We start from the raw sequence: 25,771 nt of genomic DNA, 5'->3' as shown, positions 1-25,771 counted from the left end.
CCACGAAATGCGCCGGTGACCTATGGGGTGGATACAAATTGTCATGTGTCGGTGCACAAAACCGGCACGGGTGCCTGCGTATACCGAACTCCAGAAATTTGTTGACCCACCGCTGTCGATTCAACCGCAGATCATTCGACTATAAGTGAAGCATCCACATCCAGCGGAGACCACACCATGCGTTTCATGATCATCATCAAGGCCAGCAAGGACTCTGAAGCCGGCATCATGCCCAGCACCGAACTGCTCACCGCCATGGGCAACTACAACGAAGAACTGGCCAAGGCCGGCATCCTCCTCGCCGGCGAAGGCCTGCACCCCAGCAGCAAAGGCGCCCGCGTGCGTTTCGCAGGCGACAAGCGCACGGTGATCGACGGCCCCTTCGCCGAAACCAAGGAACTCATCGCCGGCTACTGGCTATGGCAGGTGAAGTCCAGGGAAGAAGCCATCGAATGGGTCAAGCGCTGCCCCAACCCGATGCCGGGCACCGAACCCGAGATCGAGATTCGCCAGGTGTTCGAGCTGGAGGATTTCGGTGCTGAATTAACGCCGGAGTTGCGCGAGCAGGAAGAGCGAGCGTTTGGGCTGGGGAAGAAGTGATGAATTTGGGGCTTTTTCCCCTGTAGGAGCGAGCATGTCGAATCGTCGCACCGTCGCGATGGTCGTTAACGATAACGCTGGAAGCCTGACACCCCGCGGCGCACTCAGGTCTTTCGCGAGCATGCTCGCTCCTACAGGGATATAAACGGCCTTAACGGAAGTGATGAGTTGTTTCAAAATGCCAGCTTGCGCGAGACTACAGCGCCTTGCGGCATTGCCTACAACTACGCCAGAATCCGCCGGCTTGTGCGCCCTGAGTGCGGCCGGTAACTTGATTCGCGTCACTGATCCTCAGTGATCGGGTTTAGTAGCCCGGCATGTTGCTTTCGGTTGCATAGGTGTCATCCAGTCAGGCATTGGCCTGCATTTGATGGCGGTTGTGCGCATGGCATCTTAGGATGCGCCGGGTTTGGCAACGTACCGGTCTACTAACTTGCGCACAGCTGCCACCCTTTCGTTTAGTAGCGAAATGGTTGCGGCCCTACATGTAGAGGTACGTTGCCATGGTCCAATCGACACAAAATCCACCGGACACCGAGCCGGACGCCATCCCCGAATCCCGCCGTCAACCCAGCCACATCGTCCTCATCGCCCCCGATATCGACAATCTGACCTTGCTGGAGTACGCCTGTGTGTCCCTCGCCTCGGCGAATGTCATGACCAGTGATTTCGCCGCGACACTGAAAGGGCCGCAGAGCCACACCCTGCTGGGGATCCAGCAGTCGATCATGCTGGGAGAGATGGCGGTGAATCGGGTGCTGGATAATCTTGATCCGCCTTAGCCACCCCTACCGCCTCACCACCAAAAACCACAAGCCCGCCATCGTGCTCGTACCGATGGCGGGCGCTTTGTTTTCCAATCCCTTGATTCGTATTAACTTTTTAGTACACAAAAACCTCGAAAAACTTGTACAAAAAACCAAAGAATTAATCCCTTGGACTGGCTAACCCCCATTTAGCTGCTAGGTTCAAAAGACGTGTCCTACAGGCTGATCAGAAAGAGACTACGTCGTAACGGCCGCCAAGTGCCGGGTTGTCCAAATGAGCCACCAAGGAATCGGGGAATCATGACAAACAAATTGGGGATGCACGCCTATCTTCTGATGGCTTCGCTTGCGCCTGTTTTGTGCGCCCATGCGGACAACGCCGAGACCGCCAACAAAAGCAACAACCCGCTGAACTTCGCGCCAGGCATGAGCGCCCAGGACTACTACACCCCCAGATACTACGACACCAACATCCATACCAATGACCTGCTGATACGCGGCACGCTGCCGATTGCGCCCAACGATTACATTGGCGTACCGCAATTGATCCGCGCCACGGCGCCGATCAGTACCCACCCGGACCCGAACGGTGGCTACAGCACCGGCGAAGGTGACCTGAACCTGTTCGATATTTTCCTGGTGAAGACCGAAGGCGTGCAGTTGGGCATCGGCCCGATGCTCACCGCCCCCACTGCCGACCAGGACGAACTCGGCACGGGCAAATGGCAAGGCGGCCTGGCCGCGGTCGCTATCGACTCTTCACCCCGCGGGCTGCTGGGCGCGCTGGTGCAATACCAGAGTTCGTTCGCCGGTGACCACGACCGGCCCAACGTCGAAAGCGCAACGATGCAGCCCTTCATCATCCATAACCTGGAAAAGGGCTGGTACCTGCGCTCCACCGGCATCTGGACCTTCGACCTGAAGAACGACACCCACTACATCCCACTCGGTTTGGGTGGCGGCAAAGTGTGGAAAGACGGGTCCAATATCCTCAATGCCTTCATCGAACCGCAATGGACCGTCGAGAAAAAAGGCGATGGCATGCCGCAATTCACGCTGTTCGTCGGCCTCAACGCCACCTTCGGCAAATAAGGAATCCCTATGCACGGTGCGATTCGCGCAGCCGGTTTCAGCCTGATGACGATGTTCGTCAGTTGCGGGGTCGGTGCCCAGGAACCGGACACCCGGATCGGCCAGATCGACATGGAAGGTGAACTGCCAGCCCATGAGTCCATCGCCAAGCTCTATGCCGAACTGGATTTCCAGCAAGCCACCCAGAGTTACTTGTGGGCGTTGCCGCTGGTGTCTTACGCGCAGTGGCAGCAAGAATTCAGCGACAAGCTGGGTGCCCGCAGTGGCGACCTGATGGTGCTCGACAGTTACGAAGACAAGCTCGGCGTCATCACCGCCAACGCCACCACGCCCTACATCCTGGGTTTCGTCGATCTTAATGAAACCGGTCCTCTGGTGATCGAGCTGCCCCCCGGGCCGACCGCAGGCGGTGTTGGCGATTTCTGGCAACGCGCGATCATCGACATGGGCCAGACCGGCCCGGACAAAGGCAAGGGCGGCAAGTACCTGGTGTTGCCACCGGGCGCCGAGCCACCGGCGGATGCTGGCAAGTATTACCTGGCCAAGTCGCAGACCATGAACGTGCTGGTGGGATTTCGCGTGCTCGATCCCGATCCGGCCAAGGGCAAGGCGTTGGTCGAACAATTCAGGATGTACCCCTACGCCAGACGTGCCGAGCCAGGCCAGACCCGACTGCTCTCCCCCGGCGGCAAAGCCTGGTCCGGCACCCAGCCCAGGGGGATGGCGTACTGGGAACGCCTGCACCAGATCATTCAGAAAGAACCGGTCAACGAACGTGATCGTTTCTACATGGCCATGCTTGCCAGCCTGGGCATCGAGAAGGACAAGCCCTTCAACCCTGACGCCAATCAACGCAAGGCCCTGGAACAAGGTGCACAGATCGGCGAGCTGATCGCCAAGGCCAATACCTTCGCCAAGCGTTTCCCCGGCGCCCAATACTGGCCGGACCGCCAGTGGGACAAGGTGTTAAACATCACCGATCCTTCCCAGCGCGTTGCCTATTACGACCAGTTATGGGAACGCAGCGCCTGGTTCTACGAGGCGGTGACCAACACCAAAGGCATGGTGTCGAGAACCCCGGGGCTGGGCCAGACCTACCTCGGCGCCTATACCGACGCCAAGGGCAACTGGCTCGACGGCGCCAAACACTATCGCTTGCACGTCGGCGCCAACCCACCGGCCAAGCAATTCTGGTCGATGACCGTATACGACATCGACAGCCGCTGCCTGATCGACAACCCGCAGCGCAAGGCCGACCTGTCGTCGCGCCAGGACCTGAAAATGAACGCCGATGGTTCGGTGGACCTGTACTTCGGTCCCACCGCACCAGAAGGTTTCGAAAACAACTGGGTACAAACCCTGCCGGGCAAACACTGGTTCAGCTATTTCCGCCTGTACGCCCCGACCCTGCCCTATTTCGACAAGAGCTGGAAACTCGACGACATCACGGCTGTGGAATGACGCCGAGTGTTGAATTAAACAAAACAGGTAAATGGAGTCGTTGATGGTCAGGGCTTTTGTTGTACGTCCGTTGTTGGCCTTGTGCATGGTCGGCGCCAGCCCGTCGTTGCTGGCGGCTGAAGGTGGTGGCGGCCGGCCGATGACCGGCCTGCAGGTATTTTCCAATGCCGGGATCGTGCCACCGGAACCCGGCTGGGTGATGTCGTTGAGCAGTTTCTGGTACGACGGCGACCTCAAGGGCAATGCACAGGTGCCCATCGTGGGCGCCCTGAGTACCGGCCTGGACCTGAAAATCTCCTACACCATGGCCAACTTCACCCATGTCTGGGATACCGGCAAGGGCAAATGGAACTACGCCTCGGCCATCGGCGTTCCGGTGCAGTACACCGACATCACCGCGAGCATCACCGGCCCGCGCGGCAGGACCCTGGGCACCGAAGACACTGCCACCCAGTTCGCCGACATGCTGGTGACGCCCATCGCTGCCGGCTACCACTTCGACGAGGTCAACCACCTTTCGCTCTCGCTGCCGATCTACGTGCCGACCGGCGCCTACAACGACGATCGCCTGGCCAACGCCGGCCAGAACAATTACACCTTCATGCCCACCGTGGCCTTCACCCACCTCGACGGCAAGGGCGGCGAGTTCACCCTGTCCGGGGGGCTTGAGTTCTACACCGAAAACGATGCCACCGATTATCAAAACGGCGACATTTTCACCCTCGACGCCCTATGGACCCACGGTTTCGGCAACGGCTGGAACGCCGGTTTGGCGGCGGGCTACATCCAGCAGCTCACCGACGACACCGGATCAGGCGCCAATAGCGGCTTTCGCGGGCGTTCGGTGGGTGCCGGTCCGACGTTTGGCTGGCAGGGCAAGTTCGCCGATGCCCAGGCCAATTTCAACGCCCGCTGGATCCCGGAGTTCGACACCAAGAACCGGCCCGAGGGCAATGGTTTTTCGGTCAACCTGACGTTGGCGTTTTTCTAGGAGCAAGCATGAGCGCACTCACTGACCTCAACGCCCTGCAAGCCAGCATCGCCGAAGCCGTGCTCGGCCAGGACCAGGTGATCAGGCAGATTCTGGTCGGCCTACTGGCTAACGGCCACTTGTTGCTGGAAAGCCTGCCGGGGCTGGCCAAGACTCGCACCGTTAAGGCACTGGCCAAGCACCTGGACGCGAAGATGAGCCGCATCCAGTTCACCCCCGACCTGCTGCCGTCCGACATCACCGGCGCCGAGGTGCTGCACCAGGTCGAGGGTAATAACGAGATCCGCTTCCAGCCTGGGCCACTGTTCGGCAACCTGATCCTGGCCGACGAAATCAACCGCGCCCCGGCCAAGGTCCAGGCCGCGCTGCTCGAAGCCATGGAAGAACGGCAGATCACCGTGGCTGGTAACAGCCACACGCTGCCGGAACTGTTCATCGTGGTGGCGACGCAGAACCCGATCGAACAGGAAGGCACCTACCCACTGCCGGAAGCGCAGATGGACCGCTTCCTGATGAAAGTGCTGCTGGATTATCCGAGCGCGGAAAACGAAAGCCAGGTGCTGCGCCTGCTGCGCGAGGAAGAACAGGCCCTCGGCGCCAAGACCACGGCGGTGCAAGGCTTTGCCCTGGCCCAGGACGTGATCTTCACCGCTCGCCGGGAAGTCAGTGCGGTGCACGTGTCCCCCGCCATCGACCGCTACCTGATCGACCTGATCAACGCCACGCGCCACCCGGCGGATTACGACGCCGACCTCGGTCGCTGGATCGCCATCGGTGCCAGCCCCCGCGGCGGGATCGGCCTGGACCGCTGTGCCCGCGCCGATGCGTGGTTGCAGGGCCAGGACTTCGTTTCGCCGGACAACGTGCGCGCCGTGGTGCACCCGGTGCTGCGTCATCGCCTGCAACTGAGCTACGACGCGGTGGCGGACGGCGTGACGGCCGACCAGGTGCTTGACCGTTTGCTCGACAAGGTTGCGATCCCGGCATGAACATCGACGGCCTGGTCTACGTCTCTCTGGCGCAATTGATGGCCCTGGAGTTCAAGGCCCGTGACCTGAGTTTTCTCGCGCGCCAGCCGCAAGGCAGCATCCTCGCCGGCAACCATGCCTCGCGCCTGCGTGGCCGTGGCTTGAATTTCGATGAGCTGCGCCGCTATCAGCCGGGGGACGATTTGCGCCACCTCGACTGGCGCGCCTCGCTGCGCACCGGCAAACCCGTGGTGCGCACCTTCACCGAAGAGCGCGACCGCCCGGCGCTGATCCTGGTCGACCAGCGCATGAGCATGTTTTTCGGCTCGCAACGCAGCTTCAAATCCGCCATTGCCGCCGAGCTCGGCGCTTTGGCGGCGTGGATGGTGTTCAACGCGGGGGATCGGGTTGGCGGACTGGTGTTCAACGATCAGCGTATCGACGCGATTGCCCCGCTGCGCAGCCGCAAGCGGATCGAAGCGCTGTGCAGCCGTATCGCCCAGCAGAATCAGGAACTGAACGCGGCCAACCCGGACGCCGAAGGCGAAGACCAGCTCGACAAGGTCTTGCAACAGTGCCTGGCGCTGGCCGGCCATGATCATTTGATCTGCATCGTCAGTGACTTTGCCGGCGCCGGCGAGCGCACCTTGCAGCTGATGCGGCAACTGGCGGCGCACAACGATGTGATCGCCATGCAGGTCTACGACCCCTTGGCGTTGAACCTGCCGAAAAATGGCCGCCTGTTGGTCACCCAAGGCCAGCTGCAGGTTGAACTGGCGGTGGAGCGGCGTCAGGTGCACCAGCCGTTGGGCGATTTTCTAAGTGGCCGGCTCAAGGACGTGGCCACGTTGCTGCGGCGCAGCCAGGTGCCGTTGATGATGTTCAGCACCGCCACCGAAGCGCACGAACAGCTGCGGGCCGAGCTGGGCAAGCAGGCGGGAGCGCGGCGATGAATCCGAACGTTCCGAGCATCGAGCAACTCAAGGAGATCGCACTGCCGGCGCCGGTCAGCTACGCGCCGCAGACCTGGGGATGGTGGCTGTTGTTGGCTGTGTTTGTGATGGCGGTGGTGCTGCTGGGTGCGCGGCGTTACCGGCAATGGCGGCGAGACCGTTATCGGCGTGAGGCGTTGCTGCGGTTGGCGCAGTTGCAAAAGCGCAGTGATGACCTGAATGCGTTGCGGGAGCTTCCGGAGCTGCTCAAGCGTGTGGCCATCTCCATACCGAACACAAAACCTGTAGGAGTGAGCCTGCTCGCGATGAGGCCCTCACATTCAAAATCCTTGCCGACTGATCCAACGCTATCGCGAGCAGGCTCACTCCCACAGGTGACCGCGCTAGGCGGGAAGGATTGGCAGGTCTTCCTGGAACGACACAGCCCACAGCCCCTCCCCGCCAACTTCAGCCAACAACTGTCGCAACTCGCCTACGCCCCTGATGCCGTGCTGCGCGCCATGCCGAATGAGCAACGCCAGCAGCTGTTCGACACCTGCAAACTTTGGGTGGAGCGTCATCATGTGGCAGCTTGATTACCCCTGGCTGTTACTTCTGCTGCCGATGCCGTGGTTCGGTTATCGCTACCTGCCCGATTACCGTGAGGCGCGCAGCGCCGTGCGCGTGCCGTTTTTCGGTGCCATGAGCCGCGCAGTCGGCCAGGTGCCGAGTGAGGCCGGTACGCGTACCAACCCCTGGCAATTGCTGCTGAACCTGCTGGTGTGGGCACTGTTGCTGCTGGCGGCGGCCCGGCCGGTGTACGTGGAAAAGCCCATCGAGCGCCAGCAACCGGTGCGCGACCTGATGCTGGCCATCGACATATCCCAGTCCATGGAAACCACCGACTTCACCGACGCCAATGGCCAGAAGATCAATCGCCTGGCAGCGGTCAAGGAAGTCGTGCATGGCTTTATCGACAAGCGCAAAGAGGATCGCCTCGGCCTCATCGTGTTCGGCAGTGGCGCGTACCCCCAGGCGCCCTTGACCCTCGATCACGCCAGCCTTTCGCTGTTGCTGGACGACACCGGCATCGGCATGGCCGGCCCCAACACGGCGATTGGCGATGCCATCGGCCTGAGCCTGAAACTGCTCGACCAGGCCCATGAGCAGGAAAAAGTCGTGATCCTGCTCACCGACGGCAACGACACCAGCAGTGCGATCACCCCGGACCACGCGGCGCAAATGGCCGCGGCCAAGGGCGTGGTGATTCACACCATCGGCATTGGCGACCCTGACGCCTCCGGTGAGGCCAAGGTCAACTTGCAGGGCCTGCAGCAGATCGCCACGGCGACAGGCGGAAAGTTCTTCCGCGCCGAAGACCGCAACGCGCTGAACCAGGTCTACAGCACCCTCGACACACTCACCCCGCATCAAGTTAAAACCCTCAGCCACCAACCCAAGCGAGACCTGTTCTGGTGGCCGCTCGGCGCCGCGATCGCCCTGCTTTCGCTCTACCACCTGTGCGCGATGCTACTGCCGCGCCTGTCCATCGCTCGTCAGCAGCAGGAGGCCTGAGATGGAGATCAACCTCAGCGACTTCCACTTCCTGCGCCCACTCTGGCTGTTGCTGCTGCCGTTTGCTGCCCTGTTGCCACTGCTGTGGCGCCGCAGCCGTGACTTGCAGCGGCGTTTGCGCAGCAACATCGCCGGGCACTTGCTGCCGCACTTGCTGATTACCCCCCGGGACCAGCAATGGCTACGCCCGGTGCATCTGGTCTGCGCGCTGTTGATGTTGGGGGCGGTTGCCGCCGCGGGACCGACCTGGGAACAGGATCGCCCGGACTTCCTTGAAAACCGGGCGCCGCTGATCATCGCCATCGACCTGTCGCCATCGATGGATGCCAGCGACGTGCAACCGACTCGGCTGGAAGCGGCCAAGCACAAGCTGCATGACCTGATTCAGCGTCGTGCCGGCGCGCGCAATGCGCTGATCGCCTACGCGGGCAGCGCACACCTGGTATTGCCACCGACTGACGATCCGGCCCTGCTCGACAGCTTCATTCAAGCCCTAAGCACCGATCTGATCGGCAAACCGGGGAAAAATGTCGCGGCGGTGATCGATCAGGCCAAGCGCCTGCTGGCGGCGGAAAAATCCCCGGGCACCCTGTTATTGCTCACCGACGGCGCAGACACCTCGGCCCTGGCGGGCCTGGACAAACAAATGGCCGACAGCGCGCTGCAGGTGCTGATCCTCGCGGTCGGCAGCGAGGACGGCGGGATGATCCGCGATGCCAATGGCCAGCCGCGCACCGACAGCAATGGTCGCCCGGCACTGGGCAGTTTTGATCAGGCCGCACTCAAGCAACTCGCGTCAGCCATGGATGCGCCGCTGGGCAGCCTGACGCTCAATGACGACGACCTGGATTGGGTGGAGCTGCACGCCCAACAGCATTTCCAGAGCGCCAGTGACGAGCAGCATGAATTGCACTGGAAGGACGCCGGCTACTGGCTGTGCTGGCCGCTGTTGCTGATTGCGTTTTTCAGTGTGCGCAAGGGCTGGAGCTTGAACTGGATGGCCGGTTTGCTGTTGGCTGTCGGCCTTATCGTGCAGCCGGCCCCAGCGCACGCCAATGTGCTGACCGATGCCTTTTTCACCCCGGACCAGCAAGGTCGCTGGGCCTTCGAACATGAACATTTCCCCCTGGCCGCCGCGCACTTTGTCGACCCGTACTGGAAAGGCATCGCCGCCTACAACGCCGCCGACTTCGACCTGGCCCTGGCCAGCTTCGCGCGGCTGCAAACACCCCAGGCGTATTTCTACCTGGGCAACATTTACGTGCGCCGCTTCAAATTCGACGAGGCCATCGCGGCCTACACCCAGGCGCTGAAGTTGCAGCCGCAATTCCCTGAGGCCACGGCCAACCTGGCGCTGGCTATCGCCTTGCAGAAAGACACCGAAAGCGCCGAACAGAATGCCCCCGAGGTCAAACCGGACGAAATCAAGATGGACAAGGCACCGGGCAAGGGCCAAAGCAAAGCGTTGCAAACCGAACAGGCGGCTTCGGATGCGCAGTGGTTGCAGAACCTGACGACATCGCCGGCGAAGTTCCTGAAGCAGAAGTTCAGTTTGCAGGATCAGGCAGAGGGCAAGCCATGATCATTGACCGAGTCGCGCTCTTCGCGAGCAGGCTCGCTCCCACAGGGGATTTTTGTGCATCGCAGATCCACTGTGGGAGCGAGCCTGCTCGCGAAGACGCCAGATCATTCACCACAAAGCTCGGCGCCCTGCTCCTTTGCATGATCAGCACCACCGCTCTCGCCGCCGAACCCGAACTGCGCGTCCAGGCCAGCCTGCAACCCGCCGACACCGCCATGGTCGGCAGCCTCATCGAATTACGCCTGGATGTGCTCACCGACACCTGGTTCACCAGCGCCCCCACGCTGCCCGACCTGAAATTGCCCGGTGCCCTGGTGCTGCCGTCGGACGGTCACGCCGAACACCTGAACCAGACGCTCGACGGCAAATCCTTCAACGGCATGCGCTACAGCTACCTGATCACACCAAACGTCGCCCAGACTTTCGATATTGCGCCGCTGACGGTCCGAGCAACCCCGGGGCAAGCCACCCTCGAGCTCAGTGCGCAAAGCCAACCGCTGCACTTCACCGCGACACAACCGCCGGGGTTCAAGCCCGGCGAGCCGGTACTGGTTGCCCATGGGCTGCGTTTCACCCAGGACATCATCAAACCGGCCACTGCGTTGAAAGTCGGCGACAGCCTCACCCGCCAATTGACCCTGCAAGCCGACGGCGCTCTGGCCATGTCGTTGCCGACGCCGACGCTGGGGGATGTCAGTGGCCTCAGCCGCTACCCGAAAAACCCGCAGGTCAGCAATCTGGACGACGGTCGCGGCAACTTCACAGGTGGCCAGCGCATCGACAGCGTGACCTACCGCATCGACACGCAAGGCCAGCACAACCTGCCGGCCATCGAGCTGAAATGGTGGGACACCGGCAGCCAGCAGACCCGCACGGCCCAGGTGCCCGCGGTGAGCTTCGACGCCGTTGCCGATAGCGCCTACAAACCGGTTTTCTCGATCACCGAAGACCTGAAAAAACTCGGCCAGCAAAACCGCCTGCACCTCTCGGGATTCGCCTTTGGCCTGCTGGCGCTGCTGTTGGGCGTGGCGCTGTTGGTGTGGTTGGCGCGCCCGTTCATTCATCGTGCGCACCTCGCCTGGCAGGCGCGCCGCCGTGCCCGTCACGCAGCCTGGCTGGAATCGTCCGAGTACGCCTGGCGCCAGATCCCGCCACAACTTGAAGGCCAACCCGCGCAGTTGAGCGCCCTGTACCTGTGGACCCGGCGCCGGCGCAAGGGCCTGAAACTCACCGCCTTCGGCCCGCGCCTGCAAGCGTTCCTGCGTGCGTGCTACGGCCGGCAGCCGGCCAAAGATCAGGCACTGCTTCAACTCAGGCAATCCTTGACTACGCTGCATAGTCAGGCCGAACACAAGCAAGAATCAGTCGCTAGCGCACTACGACCACTCAACCCCGTTCACGAGAAGGATTTCCCATGACGAACCCGATAGCGCACCGCCAGTTCCACGGGTTAAAGCTGCTGCTGGCACTGGCCCTGAGCCTGCCATTGCTGGCGCAGGCCGCCGAACCACTGCCGTCGTGGAACGACGGTCCGTCGAAAAAGAACATCATCGAATTCGTCCAGGCCGTGACCGACCAAAGCAGCAAGGACTTCGTCAAACCCGAGGACCGTATCGCCGTGTTCGATAACGACGGCACCTTGTGGAGCGAGCAGCCGATGTACTTCGAATTGCTGTTCGCCCTGGAAGAGGTCAAGCGCACCGCGCCGCAGCACCCGGAATGGAAGACCACCCAGCCATTCCAGGCCGTGCTCGAAAACGATCACCAGGCCCTGGCCGCCAGCGGCCTCGACGGCATGATGAAAATCTTCGGTGCAACCCACACCGGCATGACCACCGAAGCCTTCGACGATTACGCCAAGACCTGGTTGAGCCAGGCCCGCCACCCGAAAACCGGCAAGCCGTACACCGAAATGATCTTCCAGCCGATGCTGGAAATGCTCGACTACCTGCGCGGCCAGTCCTTCAAGACCTACATCGTTTCCGGTGGCGACACCGGCTTCATGCGCGCCTTCGCCGAAAAGGTCTACGGCATCCCGCCCGAGCAGGTGATCGGCACCACATTCGTCACCTCGTTTGAATACAAGGATGGCAAGGCGTCGATCCTGCGCACGCCGAAACTGGCCCACAACGATGACGGGCCGGGCAAGCCGGTGAGTATCGACGCCGTGATCGGGCGCCGACCGATCCTGGCGTTCGGCAACTCCGACGGCGACCTGCAAATGCTGCAGTGGACCGCTGCCGGGCCGGGCAAACGTTTCATGGGGCTGGTGCATCACACCGACGCCAAGCGTGAATGGGCCTATGACCGCCAGTCGCAGATCGGCCGCCTGGACAAGGCCCTGGACGAAGCAAAAAACCGTGGCTGGACCGTTGTGGACATGGCTGCCGAGTGGCGCCGGATCTATCCGTTCGATGCCGCCAAACCTGAGCAAGTGCAATAAAAAAGCGTGACGCAGGACCGCAATGAACGTTTGTCGCACCCGAGCGACTCAAGCAAAAGGAGCAAGTCATATGACTGGCATACGCAAGTGGTTACCGAAGGCGGCCTTGCTGGCGGCTTCGGTGATGGCGTTCTCGGCGACAGCCGGGGCCGCGGATAAGCCCAACATTCTCGTGATCTTCGGCGACGACATCGGCCAGACCAATATCAGCGCCTACTCCATGGGTGTGGTCGGCTACAAGACGCCGAACATCGACCGCATTGCCAAGGAAGGCATGATGTTCACCGACTATTACGCGGAGAACAGTTGCACGGCCGGGCGCTCGACCTTCATTACCGGCCAGTCCGCACTGCGCACCGGCCTGTCCAAAGTGGGCATGCCGGGCGTGCCGGTGGGTTTGCAGGCCAGGGACGTGACCATTGCCCAGGCGCTCAAGGCCAAGGGTTACGCAACGGGTCAGTTCGGTAAAAACCATTTGGGTGACAAGGACGAGTACCTGCCCACCAACCATGGCTTTGACGAGTTCTTCGGCAACCTCTACCACCTCAACGCCGAAGAAGAGCCGGAACGCCCCTACTGGCCGAAGGACGATGCCGAGTTCGTCAAGGCAGCCTCTCCGCGCGGCGTGATCCACAGCTTCGCCGATGGCAAGATCGAAGACACCGGCGCGCTGACCAAAAAACGCATGGAAACCATCGACGACGAAACCACCGCCGCCGCCCAGGCGTTCATCGAGAAACAGGCCAAGGCAGACAAACCGTTCTTCGTCTGGATGAACACCACCCGCATGCATGCCTTCACTCACGTGCGCGAATCCATGCAGGGCCAGAGCGGCATGCCCGGTAACGAGTATGCCGACGGCATGCTTGAACACGATGGCGACGTCGGCAAGTTGCTGAAGACGCTGGATGACCTGAAGATCACCGATAACACCATCGTGGTCTACACCACCGACAACGGCCCGAACCAATGGTCCTGGCCGGATGCGGCAACCACCCCGTTCCGCAACGAGAAAAACTCCAACTGGGAAGGTGCCTATCGGGTTCCGGCGATGATTCGCTGGCCGGGCCACGTCAAGCCTGGTGAAGTGTCGACACAGATGTTCTCCGGACTGGACTGGTTCCCGACCTTGCTGGCGGCTGTCGGCGATACCGATATCAAGGACCGCCTGCTCAAGGGCGCCGACCTGGGCGGGAAGAACTTCAAGGTGCACCTGGACGGTTACAACCAGTTGGATTATCTGACCGGCAAGGCCGACAAGAGTGCGCGTAACGAGTTCTTCTACTTCAACGATGATGGCGTGCTGGTGAGCATGCGTTACAACGACTGGAAGTTCGTCTTCTGCGAGCAACGTGCGCCGGGGGGCTTCAAGGTCTGGAGCGAACCGTTCACCTGCCTGCGCGTGCCGAAGATTTTCAACTTGCGCATGGACCCCTACGAGCGTGCCGATGTTGTATCTGACCAATACTATGACTGGCTTGCGAAGAACGACTATCTGATATTCCAGGGTATCTCGAAATCCGCAGCCTTCCTGCAAACCTTTGTCGATTACCCGCCTAGCCAACGCCCGGCGAGCTTCAGCATCGACCAGGTACAAGAGGAAGTTGACAAGAAAATCGCAGAAAAAATGAAAGCGGGCGCCAAGTAAGACCGCTTGACCGCCGCTCGCCTTCATCGGCGAGCGGCTCTATTTTAGACTTGGGACCGCGTCGTCCCCATCGCGAGCAGGCTCGCTCCCACAGGGATTTTGGTTGCACCGAAGATCTACTGTGGGAGCGAGCCTGCTCGCGATGAGGCCGGCGCAGTCGCAGATGCTTTTGAACTGGAACAAGGCAATCCGCAATGTCCTCACGTGTCGCCAGCAAGTCGTCGGCCATACCTGCCCCCCACGTCGCCTCCCCGGCGCTGTTGATCCCCGCCCTGTTGCTGTTCGTCTCTGGCTCCGCCGCGCTGGTGTATCAGGTGCTGTGGATCAAGCAGCTGTCGCTGGTGGTGGGCGTCGAGGTGTACGCCATCACCACCGGGATCAGCGCTTTTTTCGCCGGTCTGGCCCTGGGCGGCCTGTTGTTCGGCCGCTGGGCGGACCGCTTGCAGCAACCGGTCCTGTTGTATGCCGGGCTGGAAGTGCTGGTGGCGGTGCTGGGGGTCGGCGCGACCTTCGCCATGAGCCTGGCGGCCAGTCCGTTTGCCTGGCTGGAGCAGCAGGTGGGCCTGTTGGCCTGGGTGTTGCCGTTTGCGCTGGTGGGCCTTCCGGCGTTGCTGATGGGCGGCACGCTGCCGGTGCTGGTGCGTTCCCTGGCCGCCGATCCGCAGCAATTGGGCAAGGCCGGTGGTCACCTCTACGCGGCCAACACTGCGGGCGCCATTGCCGGCACTCTGCTCGCGGCGTTCGTATTGATTGCCACCTTCGGGGTGCGCGGCAGTGCCCTGGCCGCCGCGATGCTCAATCTGCTGGCCGCCGCCGGTGCCCTGTGGTTCCAGCGTCAACGTGTCCTGGCCGTTGAAACCCCGGTCCACCACCACGCCGACAAAGCGCCGGATCGCCTGGCCCTGTGGCTGTATTCGATTGCCGGCGGCGTGGCCCTGGGCTACGAAGTGGTCTGGTCGCAATCCATCGTGCAGTTCATGAGTACCCGCACCTATGCCTTTGCCGTGGTGTTGGCGACGTACCTCACCGGGCTGTTCTTCGGCAGCGCCCTGCTCGCCCGTCGGGTGGATCGCCTGCGCGATCCCTGGGGTGTGTTCGGCCTGCTGATCGCCGGTGCCGGCTTGATCGCATTGCTGGAAATTGCACTGCTGGGGCGTTGGCTGGTGCTCGCGCAAAGCGCGGCCGAAGCCTGGGTGCTGTCATTGGGCGCCAGTGAATTGCTCGGCATGAGCACACGCTTCGCCGTGGCGGCGCTGAGCATCGTGTTCGTGCCGACGCTGCTGCTAGGCGCGGCGTTTCCCGTGGCGCTGCGCTTGAGCGTCGGGCGCGACCATGTAGGGCGCAATGTCGGCGAGGTGGTGGCGTTCAATACCCTGGGCGGTATCGTCGGGGTGATGCTCTGCGGCTTTGTGCTGATCCCGCTGCTGGGCCTGGTTCGAACCCTGGGACTGCTGGCGATCATCGCCGCGGGGATTGGCTACTGTGCCGTGCGCAAGGGCCATGGCGTGAAGAAGGGACGGCGACAGGGTGTGATCGCCGTCGGCCTGGTATCGGTGGCGCTGGCGCTGCTGACCCCGGTGGACAAGCTGGCCAGCCTGCTGCCCGGCGCGCGCAACGGCACCTTGGCGTTCTATGAGGAGGGTCGCGGCGGTACCGTCGCCGTGGTCACCCAGGGCAAGGGCCAGAGGGCGTTCCAGCGCTTGTACATCCAGGGTGTCTCAAACACCGGCGACGCCATGCCTTCGCTGCGCTACATGCGCATCCAGGCGCTGCTGCCATTGTTGATCCACAACGGCGAACCGCGCTCGGCACTGGTGATCGGTTTCGGCACGGGCATCACCGCCGGCGCCCTGACGCGCTATCCGGGCCTGGAGCAGCGCGTTGTCGCTGAACTGCTGCCGTCGGTGGTCAAGGCCGCGCCGCTGTTCAAGGGCAACTTCAATGCCGCCGCCGACCCGGGTGTCGACGTGCGCCTGCGCGACGGTCGCCAGGAACTGCTGCGCAACCCGCAACGCTACGACTTGATCACCCTCGAACCGCCACCGCCCTCCGCTGCCGGCGTGGTCAACCTGTATTCCCGGGACTTCTACCAGTTGGCCGCCAGCCGCTTGCAGAAACAGGGCCTGGTCGCACAATGGCTGCCGCTGCCAACGCAAAACATCGACGACTCGCGCTCGCTGGTGCGCAGTTTCCTTGATGTCTTCCCCTACGCCACCCTATGGACCAGCGAGTTCCACGAAATGCTGCTGGTGGGGTCGCTGGAGCCGATCGAGCTGGATGCCGCCAAAATCACTCAACGTTTCCAGCAGGACACTGTGCGCAGCACTCTGCAAGACGTCGGTATCGGCTCGGCCGCCGCCCTGCTCGCGACCTGGGTCACCGACCGCGCCGGCTTGGAGCGCTTTGCCGCTGATGCACCCGCAGTGACGGATGACCAGCCGCGAATCGAATACGCGCCGTGGGTGCGAGCCAAGGAGATCACCCGCGTGCTGCCGGCCCTGCTGGACTTGCACCAACCGCCGGTGCTGGTGAACGCCAATCAGGGGTTTAGCGAGCGAATGAACACCCACCAACAGCGCCTGATGCAGTTCTACCGGGCGAGCCTGCACGCCTATGACGGTGACCGGGATGCCTGGGCCAGGGATGTGCGCGAGGTGATGCGCGGGGATGGGGGGAATCCGTATTTCCGGTGGTTTGTCGGGGAGTGATGCGGCGCCTGTCAGGCCGCTATCGCTGGCAAGCCAGCTCCCACAGTTTTGGCGTCGTTCACAACATTCAGGTACGACACAACTCCCTGTGGGAGCTGGCTTGCCAGCGATTGGGCCATCAGCTTCACCACAACCATCATTTGACAGAAACCGGCCATCCGGCAAAGCTGCATCGAGCATGAACGCGCGCCTGACGGCAAACGCACCTGGACTACGGAAGTCGTAATGCCGAAACATAAAAATAAAGCAGTAGAGCCAAACCCTGATTCGCAACCGACCCTGATTCATCGCTACCTGTTCCCCGTCACCATCGGCGCCTTATTGCTGGCGGTCGCGGGCATCGGCTGGTTCCTGCTCAGCAGCCAACCGGCTCCGGTGAGCTATGCGCCGGTCAATACACCTGTCGCGCAACCCGCAAAAGCGCAACCGCAACCCGTCGCCATGGCGCCGGCGACCATGGTCGACGAGCAGCAATGCCAGGGCTGCCACAGCGCACAGGTCATGGACTGGCAAGGTTCCCATCACCAATTGGCGATGCAGGAGGCCAACGCGCAGACCATGCTCGGCGACTTCAACAACGTCACTTTCAAGGGCGAAAACGAAACGACCCGGTTCTCGCGCAAGGACGACGGCTTCTGGGTCAACACCCCTGGCATCGACGGCAAGAACGCCGACTTCAAGGTCGCCTACACCTTTGGCATCGCACCCTTGCAGCAATACCTGATAGAGGTCGGCGAAGGTCGCTTGCAAGCCCTCGGCATTGCCTGGGATACCGAGAAGCAGCGCTGGTTTCATCTCTATCCAGGCCAGGGTGTGACCTTCAAGGACCCGCTGCACTGGAGCAAGCCGAGCCAGAACGCCAACTTCATGTGCGTCGAGTGCCACACCACCGGCTACAAGCGCAATTTCGATACCGCGAAAAACACCTTCGACAGCCAGTGGAACAGCCTCGGCGTCGGCTGCCAGGCCTGCCACGGCCCGGCCTCCAATCACCTGCAATGGACGACGAAAAAAGGCGATCTGGTCCACTCGGGTTTTGCCGTCGACCTCAAGGACAAAAACGCCACCGTCGAGATCGAAACCTGTGCCCGCTGTCACTCGCGTCGTGCGCCACTGGGCGACGGCTTCACCGTTGGCAAGCGCCTGATGGACGACTACCTGCCCAGTGCCCTGACCCGCGAGCTGTATGCGCTGGATGGCAAGATCAAGGATGAAGTGTTCGAACACGGTTCGTTCGCCCAGAGCAAAATGTTCGACAAGGGCGTGCGCTGCAGCAACTGCCACAACCCCCACAGCAGCGAATTGAAGGCGCCGGGCAATGGCGTGTGCCTGCAATGCCACAACACCGCTGGCAAGACCTCCGTCGAAGGCGTCGACGGCAAGGGCCTGCAAGCGAAAAACTACGATTCCATCGAACACACCCGCCACACCATGGGCCAGCCGGGGTCGCAGTGCATCGATTGCCATATGCCCGGCAAGTTCTATATGGGCAATGACTTTAGGCATGACCACAGTTTCAGCATCCCCAACCCCGAGCGGGCGAAAAAGCTCGGCACTCCGGACGCCTGCCTGACCTGTCACCGGGGCAAGGCCGGCGACAAGGTTACCGAGCAGTTCAAGCTCTGGAACACCTCCACCGCCGCCCAGGCCCCGCGTTACGACGAAAGCCTGTGGCTGATCCGCAACGGCCAGCCTGGCGCCGCGCAAACCCTGTACGAGCAATTGCAGCGCAGCAACCTGCCAGCGATTCAACGGGCGACCCTGCTTGCCGAGTTGCCGCTGTACCCCAGCGAGCAGGCGCTGAAACTGGCCACCCGGGACTTGGGCAATGCGGCGCCGCAAGTGCGTGAAAGCGCCGTGCGGGCGATCAGTGCCTTCCTGCCACCGCCGGAGCGTGCGCCGCTGTTGACGCCGTTGCTGAGCGACCCGGTCAAGGCGGTACGCATTGCCGCGGCCCGGGATCTACTCAGCGTGGCACGCAATGGCCTGGGCACGGCCCAGGACAACTGGAATGCGGCCATCGCCGAATACGAGACCGTGCAGAAGAGCCTGGCCGAACGCGCCGAAGCCAACCTCAACCTGGCCATGCTCTACCAGGCCAGCGGCCGCAGCGGCGAAGTCGAAGGTTTGTTGCGCACCTCACTCCAGCGCGACCCGGACTTCTACCCGGCGCTGGTGACCCTTGTGCAATGGCTGGAAGCCAACGGTCGCGGTCAGGAAGCCCAAACGCTGCTGGCGCAAAACCTGAAGGAACACCCCGACGCCGCACTGCTGCAACACACCCAGGGCTTGTCACTGGTACGTGCAGGCAAATCCGATCAGGCCATGCCCTTCCTGCGCAAAGCCGCGCAACTGGAACCGCAGAGTCCGCAATACGGCTATGTGCTGGCCGTGGCCCTGCATGACAGCGGCAAGGTCGATGCCGCGTGCGAGGAGCTGGAAAGGCTGTTGAAAATGCAGCCAGCCAACCGCAATGCGCGGCTGTCGCTTATCCAGTACTACCTGGACAGCGGCCAGGAACCGAAGGCCCAGGTGCTGTTGCAGGGCTGGAAGAAAATGAACATGGGGGATCCGGCGTTGAAATGATCGGGGGGTGATCCAATGGCCCCTTCGCGGGCAAGCCTCGCTCCTACAGGAGCGGGCTTGCCCGCGAAGGCGTCAGTACCGCCAATTAAAAACTCAGGTTAACGTCGCCGAAATAACGGCCGCGGCGCCTTCAGGTTTAACCAGGAACTGCAGAAACTTACAACCAAAGGTGAACTTCAAAAGTCAAACCCCTAAAGCATAGATACAACTTCAAAAACAACAACTAGCAGTTCTGATAGTGGCGAGCAACTCTTAAAGGTAGTAAAAAATACCAATCTCTCCCTTATTGGAAATTGCCATGAGCACCCCTCAAACGACGCCCCAGAACGTTGAGTCAAATTCAACGCAGCCTACTGTCGCACAACGATCTGTAGTCAATTACAGTCGCTGGATGACTGATAACGCTACCGCTATCGCCAATATGAAACTTTATCAATTGGCTTTGCCGTCTGCTCACAACGCAGGCATGGATACATCGCACCTTTGGGGTCTGGAGGAATTGTGGGCCGCGTGCCAGACAAATTCATTTGGTTTTCAATTGGAAGCGGGGGCACGAGTTTTAGACCTTCGACTCTATGATGCCAGCTATAAAAAACTTGTAGGAAATCACTCTCCAACCTGGATCTTTAAAGAAGAATTTGTATTTAATCACGCCATAGTAACGGGACGAACACTTCAGAGCTGCATTGACGAAGTTCGTGAATTTTCAACAAAAAACCCTGGTGAAATCATCATATTAGATATTCATCAGTACGACAGAGGAAAATATGCATCCGACAGTGTAACTCGATGCCTGAAATATTTTAACCCCATACTTGAAATGCTGATTCCGCCCTCCGCGGCGAATCTGACCATTGGCGAAATTCGTGCTAAATTCTCCAGGCAGAACATTATCATTGCATGGGGGCATGGAAATGGATTCTGGGGCACATTGAGGCATGCGTGGCTAAATAAAGATTCCGTTTCAGAGAGTGACATTGTCGAATTTTGCAATACAATGATGGCCGAGCCTCTGCCTAACCTCTGGTCACTGTCCGCGACGGCTTATAACAGTTCAGGGCCAGCGGTGCTGAATTCATCTCACAGGTTATGGGGGAATACAGTTTTCAAACCGGGCCAGCAGACCGGGAACATCATCAACGTAGATTTTATTGAAAGAACGGGAATTGTTGATCGCTGCATCGCACTTAATATTGCCCGCGGCCAGGACACGACACTTCCTGTCGCACCTAACGATCTAACAATAACTCAACTCATTGATAATGGGAAACCCGTAGAGGCTGCTAGTTTCAAATGGAGTCGCGGCACCGACAACACTGGCGTAGTGGGACATCAAATCTATCAGGATGAGCATCTATTTTTTTCCACTAACGAAAACGAATATTCCACGAACGTCCTAGCCAGACCCTACAACTATACAATTCGCGCCTTTGATATAATGGGCAATATTTCCGCACCTTCAAGCAAGGTATTCAGCCACTTAAAAGATAACATCCCACCCACAAAACCCGGGGGACCTCTCATAAGAAATATAAGTTTTTATACAATATCTATATTCTGGGACGAATCACAGGATAGCGCTGGAATTAAAGGCTACGAAATACAAAAAAATGGAGCATTTCTCGATTTTGTGGACGGAGTCGAATACACACTTACGAATCTAAATCCTGCGGAATACGCTTCAATTAAAGTATGCGCAAGAGACTGGAGCAATAATAGCTCGGAGTGGGCAAACATGTCCATTCCGCAAAGGCCGATGGTACCTCAAAGGAATGAGATAAGCGTTAAGACCTTTACAGAGAGTCAGGTCATGTACATTGGCTGGCTCATTACAAACAACGCTCTCGCGAAATTCACCATTATAATCACTTTAGATGGAACTATAATTAAAACCGAACCAGTTGGCGAATTCACCAGCGGATTTTCCTTCAGCCACAAAACCCCGACTGATCGTGACCTCACGTTCGGCATCCAGTATGTAATGAATTATGGAACAGATAAGGAGGAGCGCTCAGAAACTACAGAGTATACCGTATGCTTTAACAAGCTTACTGCGCCAGACAACTTAGAGGGCTCATCTATCGCCCCTGGATCCTTTACTTTGACGTGGTGCCCCTCGACCGATACAAGATTAACCGGGTATGCGATCTCTCGCAACGAAGAAGCCCCCGTTCTGGTTCCCTCATCACCTTGTTCCTACACGGCTACCAATATCAATCCCGACTCTACCACTGACTATCTCTACGAAGTCTGGGCAATTGATGAAAATACCGATAACGTTTCTGCACCCATTTCGATAAATTTAAGCTACGCACCACCGACGACGCCTGGCATTCCCGAACTCATTGCCTTGGGTCACAGTTCAGCGTCATTGATTTGGGCGCCATCGTCTGGCGTTGGGCCCATACGCTACAAAATTTACCTCAACGGTGTTCTGGTTAGACAAACCAATCATCCTTCTGCCGAGCTTAATTACTTACGAACCAGTACCCATTATCTTGTCGAGGTCCGCGCAGTCAATAGGATAGGCACGTCACAACCCAGCCCGAAAGCATTTAAAACCTTGTTAAGACCACCGACAAATCTGAAACTAAAACATAACTCCGGAACCTGCAGACTTTCCTGGGACCCGATTTTTGCAAGGTCTCCAACTCATGAGGGAACGATTAATGGTCAGCCGTTCACAGCAGGCGCGTTAGGCCACAGCTTTAATCTTGAGCAGTTTTCACCTGGTGAACCTCCCCACCACTTCACCTTTATGGTAAAAACCATACTGGACGGAGCCACCTCTGAAACAACTACCTTCAATACTGTATTGGATGATGTGACACCTCCAACTCAACCGGGCAAACCTTTAATCAGCCATATTACCAACAACTCGGCATATGTGAGTTGGACTTCGGCAAGCGACAACACAGGTGTTACCCGTTACAAATTGGTGCGCAATGGTATAAGTGTCCGATACACCCCAACCAACGAACTCACTCTTGATAAGATAGCTTCTGGACAAGTCCACTCTGTCTATGTCCGTGCAGAGGACAAGGACGGAAATCTATCCTTGGCCAGTGAACGAACTGTGTTCAGAACCACGGGGACAGCACCTGTGTATCCCTCACCCAGTGCCTCCATCAAGGCTCTGACTTCTACTACCGCCAGACTGGATTGGTCTCATGCTCCCGACGCCCTCTATCCGGCAGGGGTGATGATTATGGTTGATGGCTACCATTACGAAACGTCGTTGATTACCAATTCTGCAGTTTTAAGAGACTTGATTCCAGGCTTTACCTATATCGTAGAATTATTTTCTTTTGATGCTGTAGGTGCGATGTCTGAGCCCACCACTCTTCACTATGAACCAAAGTACATAACGCCGCCCAGCATGCCAACCAACTTAAAAACGACGGAGTCGACTTCGAACTCCAGCACATTTACCTGGGATGCGGCGACCGATGACACCCGCGCGCTTGAATATGTTATCTATCTCGAGGATGTATATTTCGACAGTACGCCACTCACCCAATACACAGTGTTCCTACTGCCCGGCGAATACAACATTAAAATCTGCGCCATGGATCTATTTGGCAACATCTCCGAAACGGCGTCGATAGCGGTAATTATTGAAGGCGAATTACCGAGCGCACCGAGCAACTTCCGCTATACACAAACATCATTAATACCCATACCGACCCTGGAATGGGATAAATCTTCAGGAGATGTACTCGAATATGACATAGCGATCACCGGACCACTGGGAAGCACCTCGCACTATTTTACAGCCCTGACCTTTACGAAGCCGGTTTTGCTTCCACGCACCCGTTACGATGTAACCATTACAGCTCGCAATGAAAACGGTCATTCATCGCCGCTGATCTCTGAGTTCACTACAAAGTAACAGCGGCGCTCCCTCAGCCAGTCACCATGACTACCTGGACAGCGGCCAAGTACCGAAGGCCCCGGTGCTGTTGCAGGGCTGGAAGAAAATGAACATGGGGGAACCCGCGTTGAAATGATCGGGGGGCTGATCCAATGGCCCCTTCGCGAAAGCGTCAGCCCTGCCAATGCATAATTTACGTCAACGCCGCCGAAACAACGGCCGCGGCTCAATCACCGAACGCCCATATGACACGCTCATCCCGGCCAGCCCCTTGAGCGCGTCCTCGGCCGATTTGTCTTCACGCACGGCAAAGCTGTCGAATCCACAGTGGCGCATATGACTGAGCTGGTCGCGCAACACATCACCCACCGCACGCAATTCCCCACGCCAGCCCAATCGGGTGCGCAGCAAATAGGCCTGGCTATAGGCCCGGCCATCGCGAAAACTCGGAAAATCCAGGGCGATCAACGGCAACTGGCCAAACCACTGTTCAAGCCCCTCCACCTCATCGTCCGGCCCCAGCCACACAGCGTGTTCGCGTGGACTTTCCAGCCAGCGCGCCAATGGCAAGATCACCTTGCCCCTTGGCAATGGCGGCTCCAGATCGCGGATAAGCGTCCACGGATCATCCAGGTCAATCCGCGCCCCGCCCTCCTCCAGACGCAACAGATTGTTCATGTCGACACCTCCAGCACTTTCGGATAAACCGCCTCTTTGAACGGTTCCAGGCCGATGCGCTGCAAGGTGTCGACGAACAATTCCTCGTTTTCTCGGTAACGCACGAACGTGTCGACGATGTGCTCGATCACCCCAGGCACTTGCGCCGCGCTGAACGACGGGCCGATAACCTTGCCCAACGCGCTGTGCTTGCCCTGGGCGCCACCGAGGGTGATCTGGTACCACTCACTGCCGTTCTTATCGACCCCCAGGATGCCGATGTTGCCGATGTGGTGGTGACCGCAGGCGTTCATGCAGCCGGAGATGTTGAGGCTGATGTCGCCCAGATCATGCAGGTAATCGAGGTCTTCGAAGCGCGCTTGAATGGCTTGGGCGATGGGGATCGACTTGGCGTTGGCCAGCGCACAGAAATCACCACCGGGGCAGGCGATGATGTCCGTGAGCAAACCGGCGTTGGCGCTGCCGAGGTTATGCTCGCAAGCCAGGCGCCAGAGCATGAACAAATCGGCTTTTGACACGTCCGGCAGCACGATGTTTTGCTCGTGGGCGATGCGGATCTCGCCAAAGCCGAAATGCTCTGACCACTGCGCCACCGCCTCCATTTGCATGGCTGTGACATCCCCCGGCGGCGCGCTGCTGCCCGGTTTGGTCGACAGCACCACGCTGGCATAACCCATTACCTTGTGTGCCTGCACATTGCGCTGCACCCAGCGGGCGAACGCCGGGTTCTCGGCCAGGTGCGTGCCGAAATCTAGACTGGTATCCGCCAGGTCGCGATATTGCGGCGCAACGAAGGCAGCGGCCACGCGCTCGAACTCGTCCAGGGTCAGTTGCGCCGGGCCATCCTTGATGTGCGTCCACTCCTCCTCGACTTCCCTGGCGAACGCTTCAATGCCCAGGGCTTTCACCAGAATCTTGATCCGCGCCTTGTACTTGTTGTCCCGCCGGCCATGACGGTTGTACACCCGCAACACCGCCTCGACGTAGGACAACAGGTGCTGCCACGGCAAGTCCTGGCGAATCTGCAAGCCGAGGATCGGCGTGCGCCCAAGACCGCCGCCGACGATCACCCGCAGCAGCATCTGCCCGTCGTCGCCCGGGTAAAGATAGAGGCCGATGTCATGCATCATGATTGCCGCGCGGTCCTGTTCGGCCGAGCAGATGGCGATCTTGAACTTGCGCGGCAGGTAGAGGAACTCCGGGTTGATGGTCGACCATTGCCGCAGGATTTCCGCCAGCGGGCGCGGGTCGATCATTTCGTCGGCCGCCACCCCGGCAAAGGCTTCGGTGGTGATGTTGCGCACGCAGTTGCCGGAGGTCTGGATGGCGTGCATGTTGACCTGGGCCAGGCGTTCGAGGATGTCCGGCACCTGGGCCAGTTCGATCCAGTTGAACTGCATGTTCTGCCGCGTCGTGAAGTGGCCGTAGCCGCGATCGTAATCCCGGGCGATGCTCGCCAGGGTGCGCATCTGCCGGGCGCTCAGGGTGCCGTAGGGAATGGCGACGCGCAGCATGTAGGCATGTTTTTGCAGGTACAGGCCGTTTTGCAGGCGCAACGGCAGGAACTCTTCCTCGCTCAGTTCGCCCGCCATGAAGCGTTCGACCTGATCGCGAAACTGCGCAACCCGCTCGAACACCAGTGCCCGGTCATAGTCGTCGTACTGATACATCTGGCTACCTCATCAGGTTTGATCGGGCTCTGTTGCTGATGCCTGGCGCGATCCTTGTGGGAGCGAGCCTGCTCGCGAAGGCGGAGTATCAGGCGACATCGATGTTGAATGTGCTGGACTCTTCGCGAGCAGGTTCGCTCCCACAGGGTGGACGGCATCAACGGCGGCTCGTTTCGAGGTAGTGACTATGGACGCG

Annotated in this window: 18 protein-coding genes; 16 read left to right on the top strand and 2 right to left on the bottom strand. The window is 59.7% G+C overall.

Going from position 1 to position 25,771, the window contains the following annotated elements; genetic code table 11:
- The first annotated feature begins 177 nt into the window (after nucleotides 1-177).
- From PMI35_RS29100 to PMI35_RS34520, 16 genes are all read left to right on the top strand, one after another.
- A complete protein-coding gene (locus PMI35_RS29100) occupies nucleotides 178-600 on the top strand; it encodes a YciI family protein (protein WP_008055174.1) in 423 nt (140 codons plus the stop codon).
- Between the two features lie 503 nt (nucleotides 601-1,103).
- Entirely contained in the window at nucleotides 1,104-1,382 is a 279-nt protein-coding gene (locus tag PMI35_RS29105) for a DUF6124 family protein (RefSeq protein WP_008055173.1), read from the top strand.
- A gap of 285 nt (nucleotides 1,383-1,667) precedes the next feature.
- The gene (locus PMI35_RS29110) at nucleotides 1,668-2,459 is read left to right on the top strand and encodes a hypothetical protein (protein WP_008055172.1); all 792 of its coding nucleotides are present in this window, start codon (nucleotides 1,668-1,670) and stop codon (nucleotides 2,457-2,459) included.
- A gap of 9 nt (nucleotides 2,460-2,468) precedes the next feature.
- On the top strand, nucleotides 2,469-3,920 hold the full coding sequence (locus tag PMI35_RS29115) for a DUF1254 domain-containing protein (RefSeq protein WP_008055170.1): 1,452 nt from the start codon (nucleotides 2,469-2,471) through the stop codon (nucleotides 3,918-3,920).
- A gap of 43 nt (nucleotides 3,921-3,963) precedes the next feature.
- Complete coding sequence (locus PMI35_RS29120; RefSeq protein ID WP_008055168.1) at nucleotides 3,964-4,911, top strand: SphA family protein; 948 nt, start codon at nucleotides 3,964-3,966, stop codon at nucleotides 4,909-4,911.
- A gap of 8 nt (nucleotides 4,912-4,919) precedes the next feature.
- Nucleotides 4,920-5,900: an AAA family ATPase gene (locus PMI35_RS29125; protein WP_008055166.1), complete on the top strand. Its 981-nt coding sequence runs from the start codon at nucleotides 4,920-4,922 to the stop codon at nucleotides 5,898-5,900.
- Complete coding sequence (locus tag PMI35_RS29130) at nucleotides 5,897-6,832, top strand: DUF58 domain-containing protein (protein WP_008055164.1); 936 nt, start codon at nucleotides 5,897-5,899, stop codon at nucleotides 6,830-6,832. Before PMI35_RS29125 ends, PMI35_RS29130 begins: the two co-directional genes overlap by 4 nt.
- Nucleotides 6,829-7,407 carry a DUF4381 domain-containing protein gene (locus PMI35_RS29135; RefSeq protein ID WP_008055163.1) on the top strand — a complete coding sequence of 193 codons (579 nt, stop codon included), beginning with the start codon at nucleotides 6,829-6,831 and terminating at the stop codon, nucleotides 7,405-7,407. Before PMI35_RS29130 ends, PMI35_RS29135 begins: the two co-directional genes overlap by 4 nt.
- Nucleotides 7,394-8,386: a vWA domain-containing protein gene (locus PMI35_RS29140; protein ID WP_008055162.1), complete on the top strand. Its 993-nt coding sequence runs from the start codon at nucleotides 7,394-7,396 to the stop codon at nucleotides 8,384-8,386. Before PMI35_RS29135 ends, PMI35_RS29140 begins: the two co-directional genes overlap by 14 nt.
- A 1-nt stretch (nucleotide 8,387) precedes the next feature.
- Nucleotides 8,388-9,968, top strand: coding sequence for a VWA domain-containing protein (locus tag PMI35_RS29145; RefSeq protein ID WP_008055161.1), 1,581 nt, complete (start codon nucleotides 8,388-8,390; stop codon nucleotides 9,966-9,968).
- Nucleotides 9,965-11,386 (top strand): BatD family protein, encoded by a 1,422-nt coding sequence (locus PMI35_RS29150; protein ID WP_008055160.1) that lies wholly within the window; start codon nucleotides 9,965-9,967, stop codon nucleotides 11,384-11,386. The genes PMI35_RS29145 and PMI35_RS29150 overlap by 4 nt, the downstream gene beginning before the upstream one ends.
- Nucleotides 11,383-12,411 (top strand): HAD family hydrolase, encoded by a 1,029-nt coding sequence (locus tag PMI35_RS29155; protein WP_008055159.1) that lies wholly within the window; start codon nucleotides 11,383-11,385, stop codon nucleotides 12,409-12,411. Before PMI35_RS29150 ends, PMI35_RS29155 begins: the two co-directional genes overlap by 4 nt.
- A gap of 70 nt (nucleotides 12,412-12,481) precedes the next feature.
- Nucleotides 12,482-14,059, top strand: coding sequence for an arylsulfatase (locus tag PMI35_RS29160; protein WP_008055158.1), 1,578 nt, complete (start codon nucleotides 12,482-12,484; stop codon nucleotides 14,057-14,059).
- A 194-nt stretch (nucleotides 14,060-14,253) separates the two neighbouring features.
- On the top strand, nucleotides 14,254-16,767 hold the full coding sequence (locus PMI35_RS29165; protein ID WP_008055157.1) for a fused MFS/spermidine synthase: 2,514 nt from the start codon (nucleotides 14,254-14,256) through the stop codon (nucleotides 16,765-16,767).
- 225 nt (nucleotides 16,768-16,992) lie between these two features.
- Nucleotides 16,993-19,353 carry a tetratricopeptide repeat protein gene (locus PMI35_RS29170; protein WP_008055156.1) on the top strand — a complete coding sequence of 787 codons (2,361 nt, stop codon included), beginning with the start codon at nucleotides 16,993-16,995 and terminating at the stop codon, nucleotides 19,351-19,353.
- A 298-nt stretch (nucleotides 19,354-19,651) separates the two neighbouring features.
- The gene (locus PMI35_RS34520; RefSeq protein WP_008055154.1) at nucleotides 19,652-23,245 is read left to right on the top strand and encodes a hypothetical protein; all 3,594 of its coding nucleotides are present in this window, start codon (nucleotides 19,652-19,654) and stop codon (nucleotides 23,243-23,245) included.
- 180 nt (nucleotides 23,246-23,425) lie between these two features.
- Here PMI35_RS34520 and PMI35_RS29175 read toward each other — a convergent pair whose 3' ends face one another.
- Nucleotides 23,426-23,905, bottom strand: coding sequence for a DUF934 domain-containing protein (locus PMI35_RS29175; protein WP_008055153.1), 480 nt, complete (start codon nucleotides 23,903-23,905; stop codon nucleotides 23,426-23,428).
- A complete protein-coding gene (locus PMI35_RS29180) occupies nucleotides 23,902-25,575 on the bottom strand; it encodes a nitrite/sulfite reductase (RefSeq protein ID WP_008055150.1) in 1,674 nt (557 codons plus the stop codon). The genes PMI35_RS29175 and PMI35_RS29180 overlap by 4 nt, the downstream gene beginning before the upstream one ends.
- Nucleotides 25,576-25,771: the final 196 nt, after the last annotated feature.

It is taken from the genome of Pseudomonas sp. GM78, from assembly GCF_000282475.1.
Classification (GTDB): Bacteria; Pseudomonadota; Gammaproteobacteria; order Pseudomonadales; family Pseudomonadaceae; genus Aquipseudomonas.
Note: the sequence above shows the minus strand (reverse complement) of the source record. Positions and strands in the feature narration are given on the sequence as shown.

What these genes read in the sequence shown, in the direction of transcription:
- PMI35_RS29100 (WP_008055174.1), top strand. Translation starts at nt 178, where the DNA reads ATGCGTTTCATGATCATCATCAAGGCCAGCAAGGACTCTGAAGCCGGC.
- PMI35_RS29105 (WP_008055173.1), top strand. Translation starts at nt 1,104, where the DNA reads ATGGTCCAATCGACACAAAATCCACCGGACACCGAGCCGGACGCCATC.
- PMI35_RS29110 (WP_008055172.1), top strand. Translation starts at nt 1,668, where the DNA reads ATGACAAACAAATTGGGGATGCACGCCTATCTTCTGATGGCTTCGCTT.
- PMI35_RS29115 (WP_008055170.1), top strand. Translation starts at nt 2,469, where the DNA reads ATGCACGGTGCGATTCGCGCAGCCGGTTTCAGCCTGATGACGATGTTC.
- PMI35_RS29120 (WP_008055168.1), top strand. Translation starts at nt 3,964, where the DNA reads ATGGTCAGGGCTTTTGTTGTACGTCCGTTGTTGGCCTTGTGCATGGTC.
- PMI35_RS29125 (WP_008055166.1), top strand. Translation starts at nt 4,920, where the DNA reads ATGAGCGCACTCACTGACCTCAACGCCCTGCAAGCCAGCATCGCCGAA.
- PMI35_RS29130 (WP_008055164.1), top strand. Translation starts at nt 5,897, where the DNA reads ATGAACATCGACGGCCTGGTCTACGTCTCTCTGGCGCAATTGATGGCC.
- PMI35_RS29135 (WP_008055163.1), top strand. Translation starts at nt 6,829, where the DNA reads ATGAATCCGAACGTTCCGAGCATCGAGCAACTCAAGGAGATCGCACTG.
- PMI35_RS29140 (WP_008055162.1), top strand. Translation starts at nt 7,394, where the DNA reads ATGTGGCAGCTTGATTACCCCTGGCTGTTACTTCTGCTGCCGATGCCG.
- PMI35_RS29145 (WP_008055161.1), top strand. Translation starts at nt 8,388, where the DNA reads ATGGAGATCAACCTCAGCGACTTCCACTTCCTGCGCCCACTCTGGCTG.
- PMI35_RS29150 (WP_008055160.1), top strand. Translation starts at nt 9,965, where the DNA reads ATGATCATTGACCGAGTCGCGCTCTTCGCGAGCAGGCTCGCTCCCACA.
- PMI35_RS29155 (WP_008055159.1), top strand. Translation starts at nt 11,383, where the DNA reads ATGACGAACCCGATAGCGCACCGCCAGTTCCACGGGTTAAAGCTGCTG.
- PMI35_RS29160 (WP_008055158.1), top strand. Translation starts at nt 12,482, where the DNA reads ATGACTGGCATACGCAAGTGGTTACCGAAGGCGGCCTTGCTGGCGGCT.
- PMI35_RS29165 (WP_008055157.1), top strand. Translation starts at nt 14,254, where the DNA reads ATGTCCTCACGTGTCGCCAGCAAGTCGTCGGCCATACCTGCCCCCCAC.
- PMI35_RS29170 (WP_008055156.1), top strand. Translation starts at nt 16,993, where the DNA reads ATGCCGAAACATAAAAATAAAGCAGTAGAGCCAAACCCTGATTCGCAA.
- PMI35_RS34520 (WP_008055154.1), top strand. Translation starts at nt 19,652, where the DNA reads ATGAGCACCCCTCAAACGACGCCCCAGAACGTTGAGTCAAATTCAACG.
- PMI35_RS29175 (WP_008055153.1), bottom strand. Translation starts at nt 23,905, where the DNA reads ATGAACAATCTGTTGCGTCTGGAGGAGGGCGGGGCGCGGATTGACCTG.
- PMI35_RS29180 (WP_008055150.1), bottom strand. Translation starts at nt 25,575, where the DNA reads ATGTATCAGTACGACGACTATGACCGGGCACTGGTGTTCGAGCGGGTT.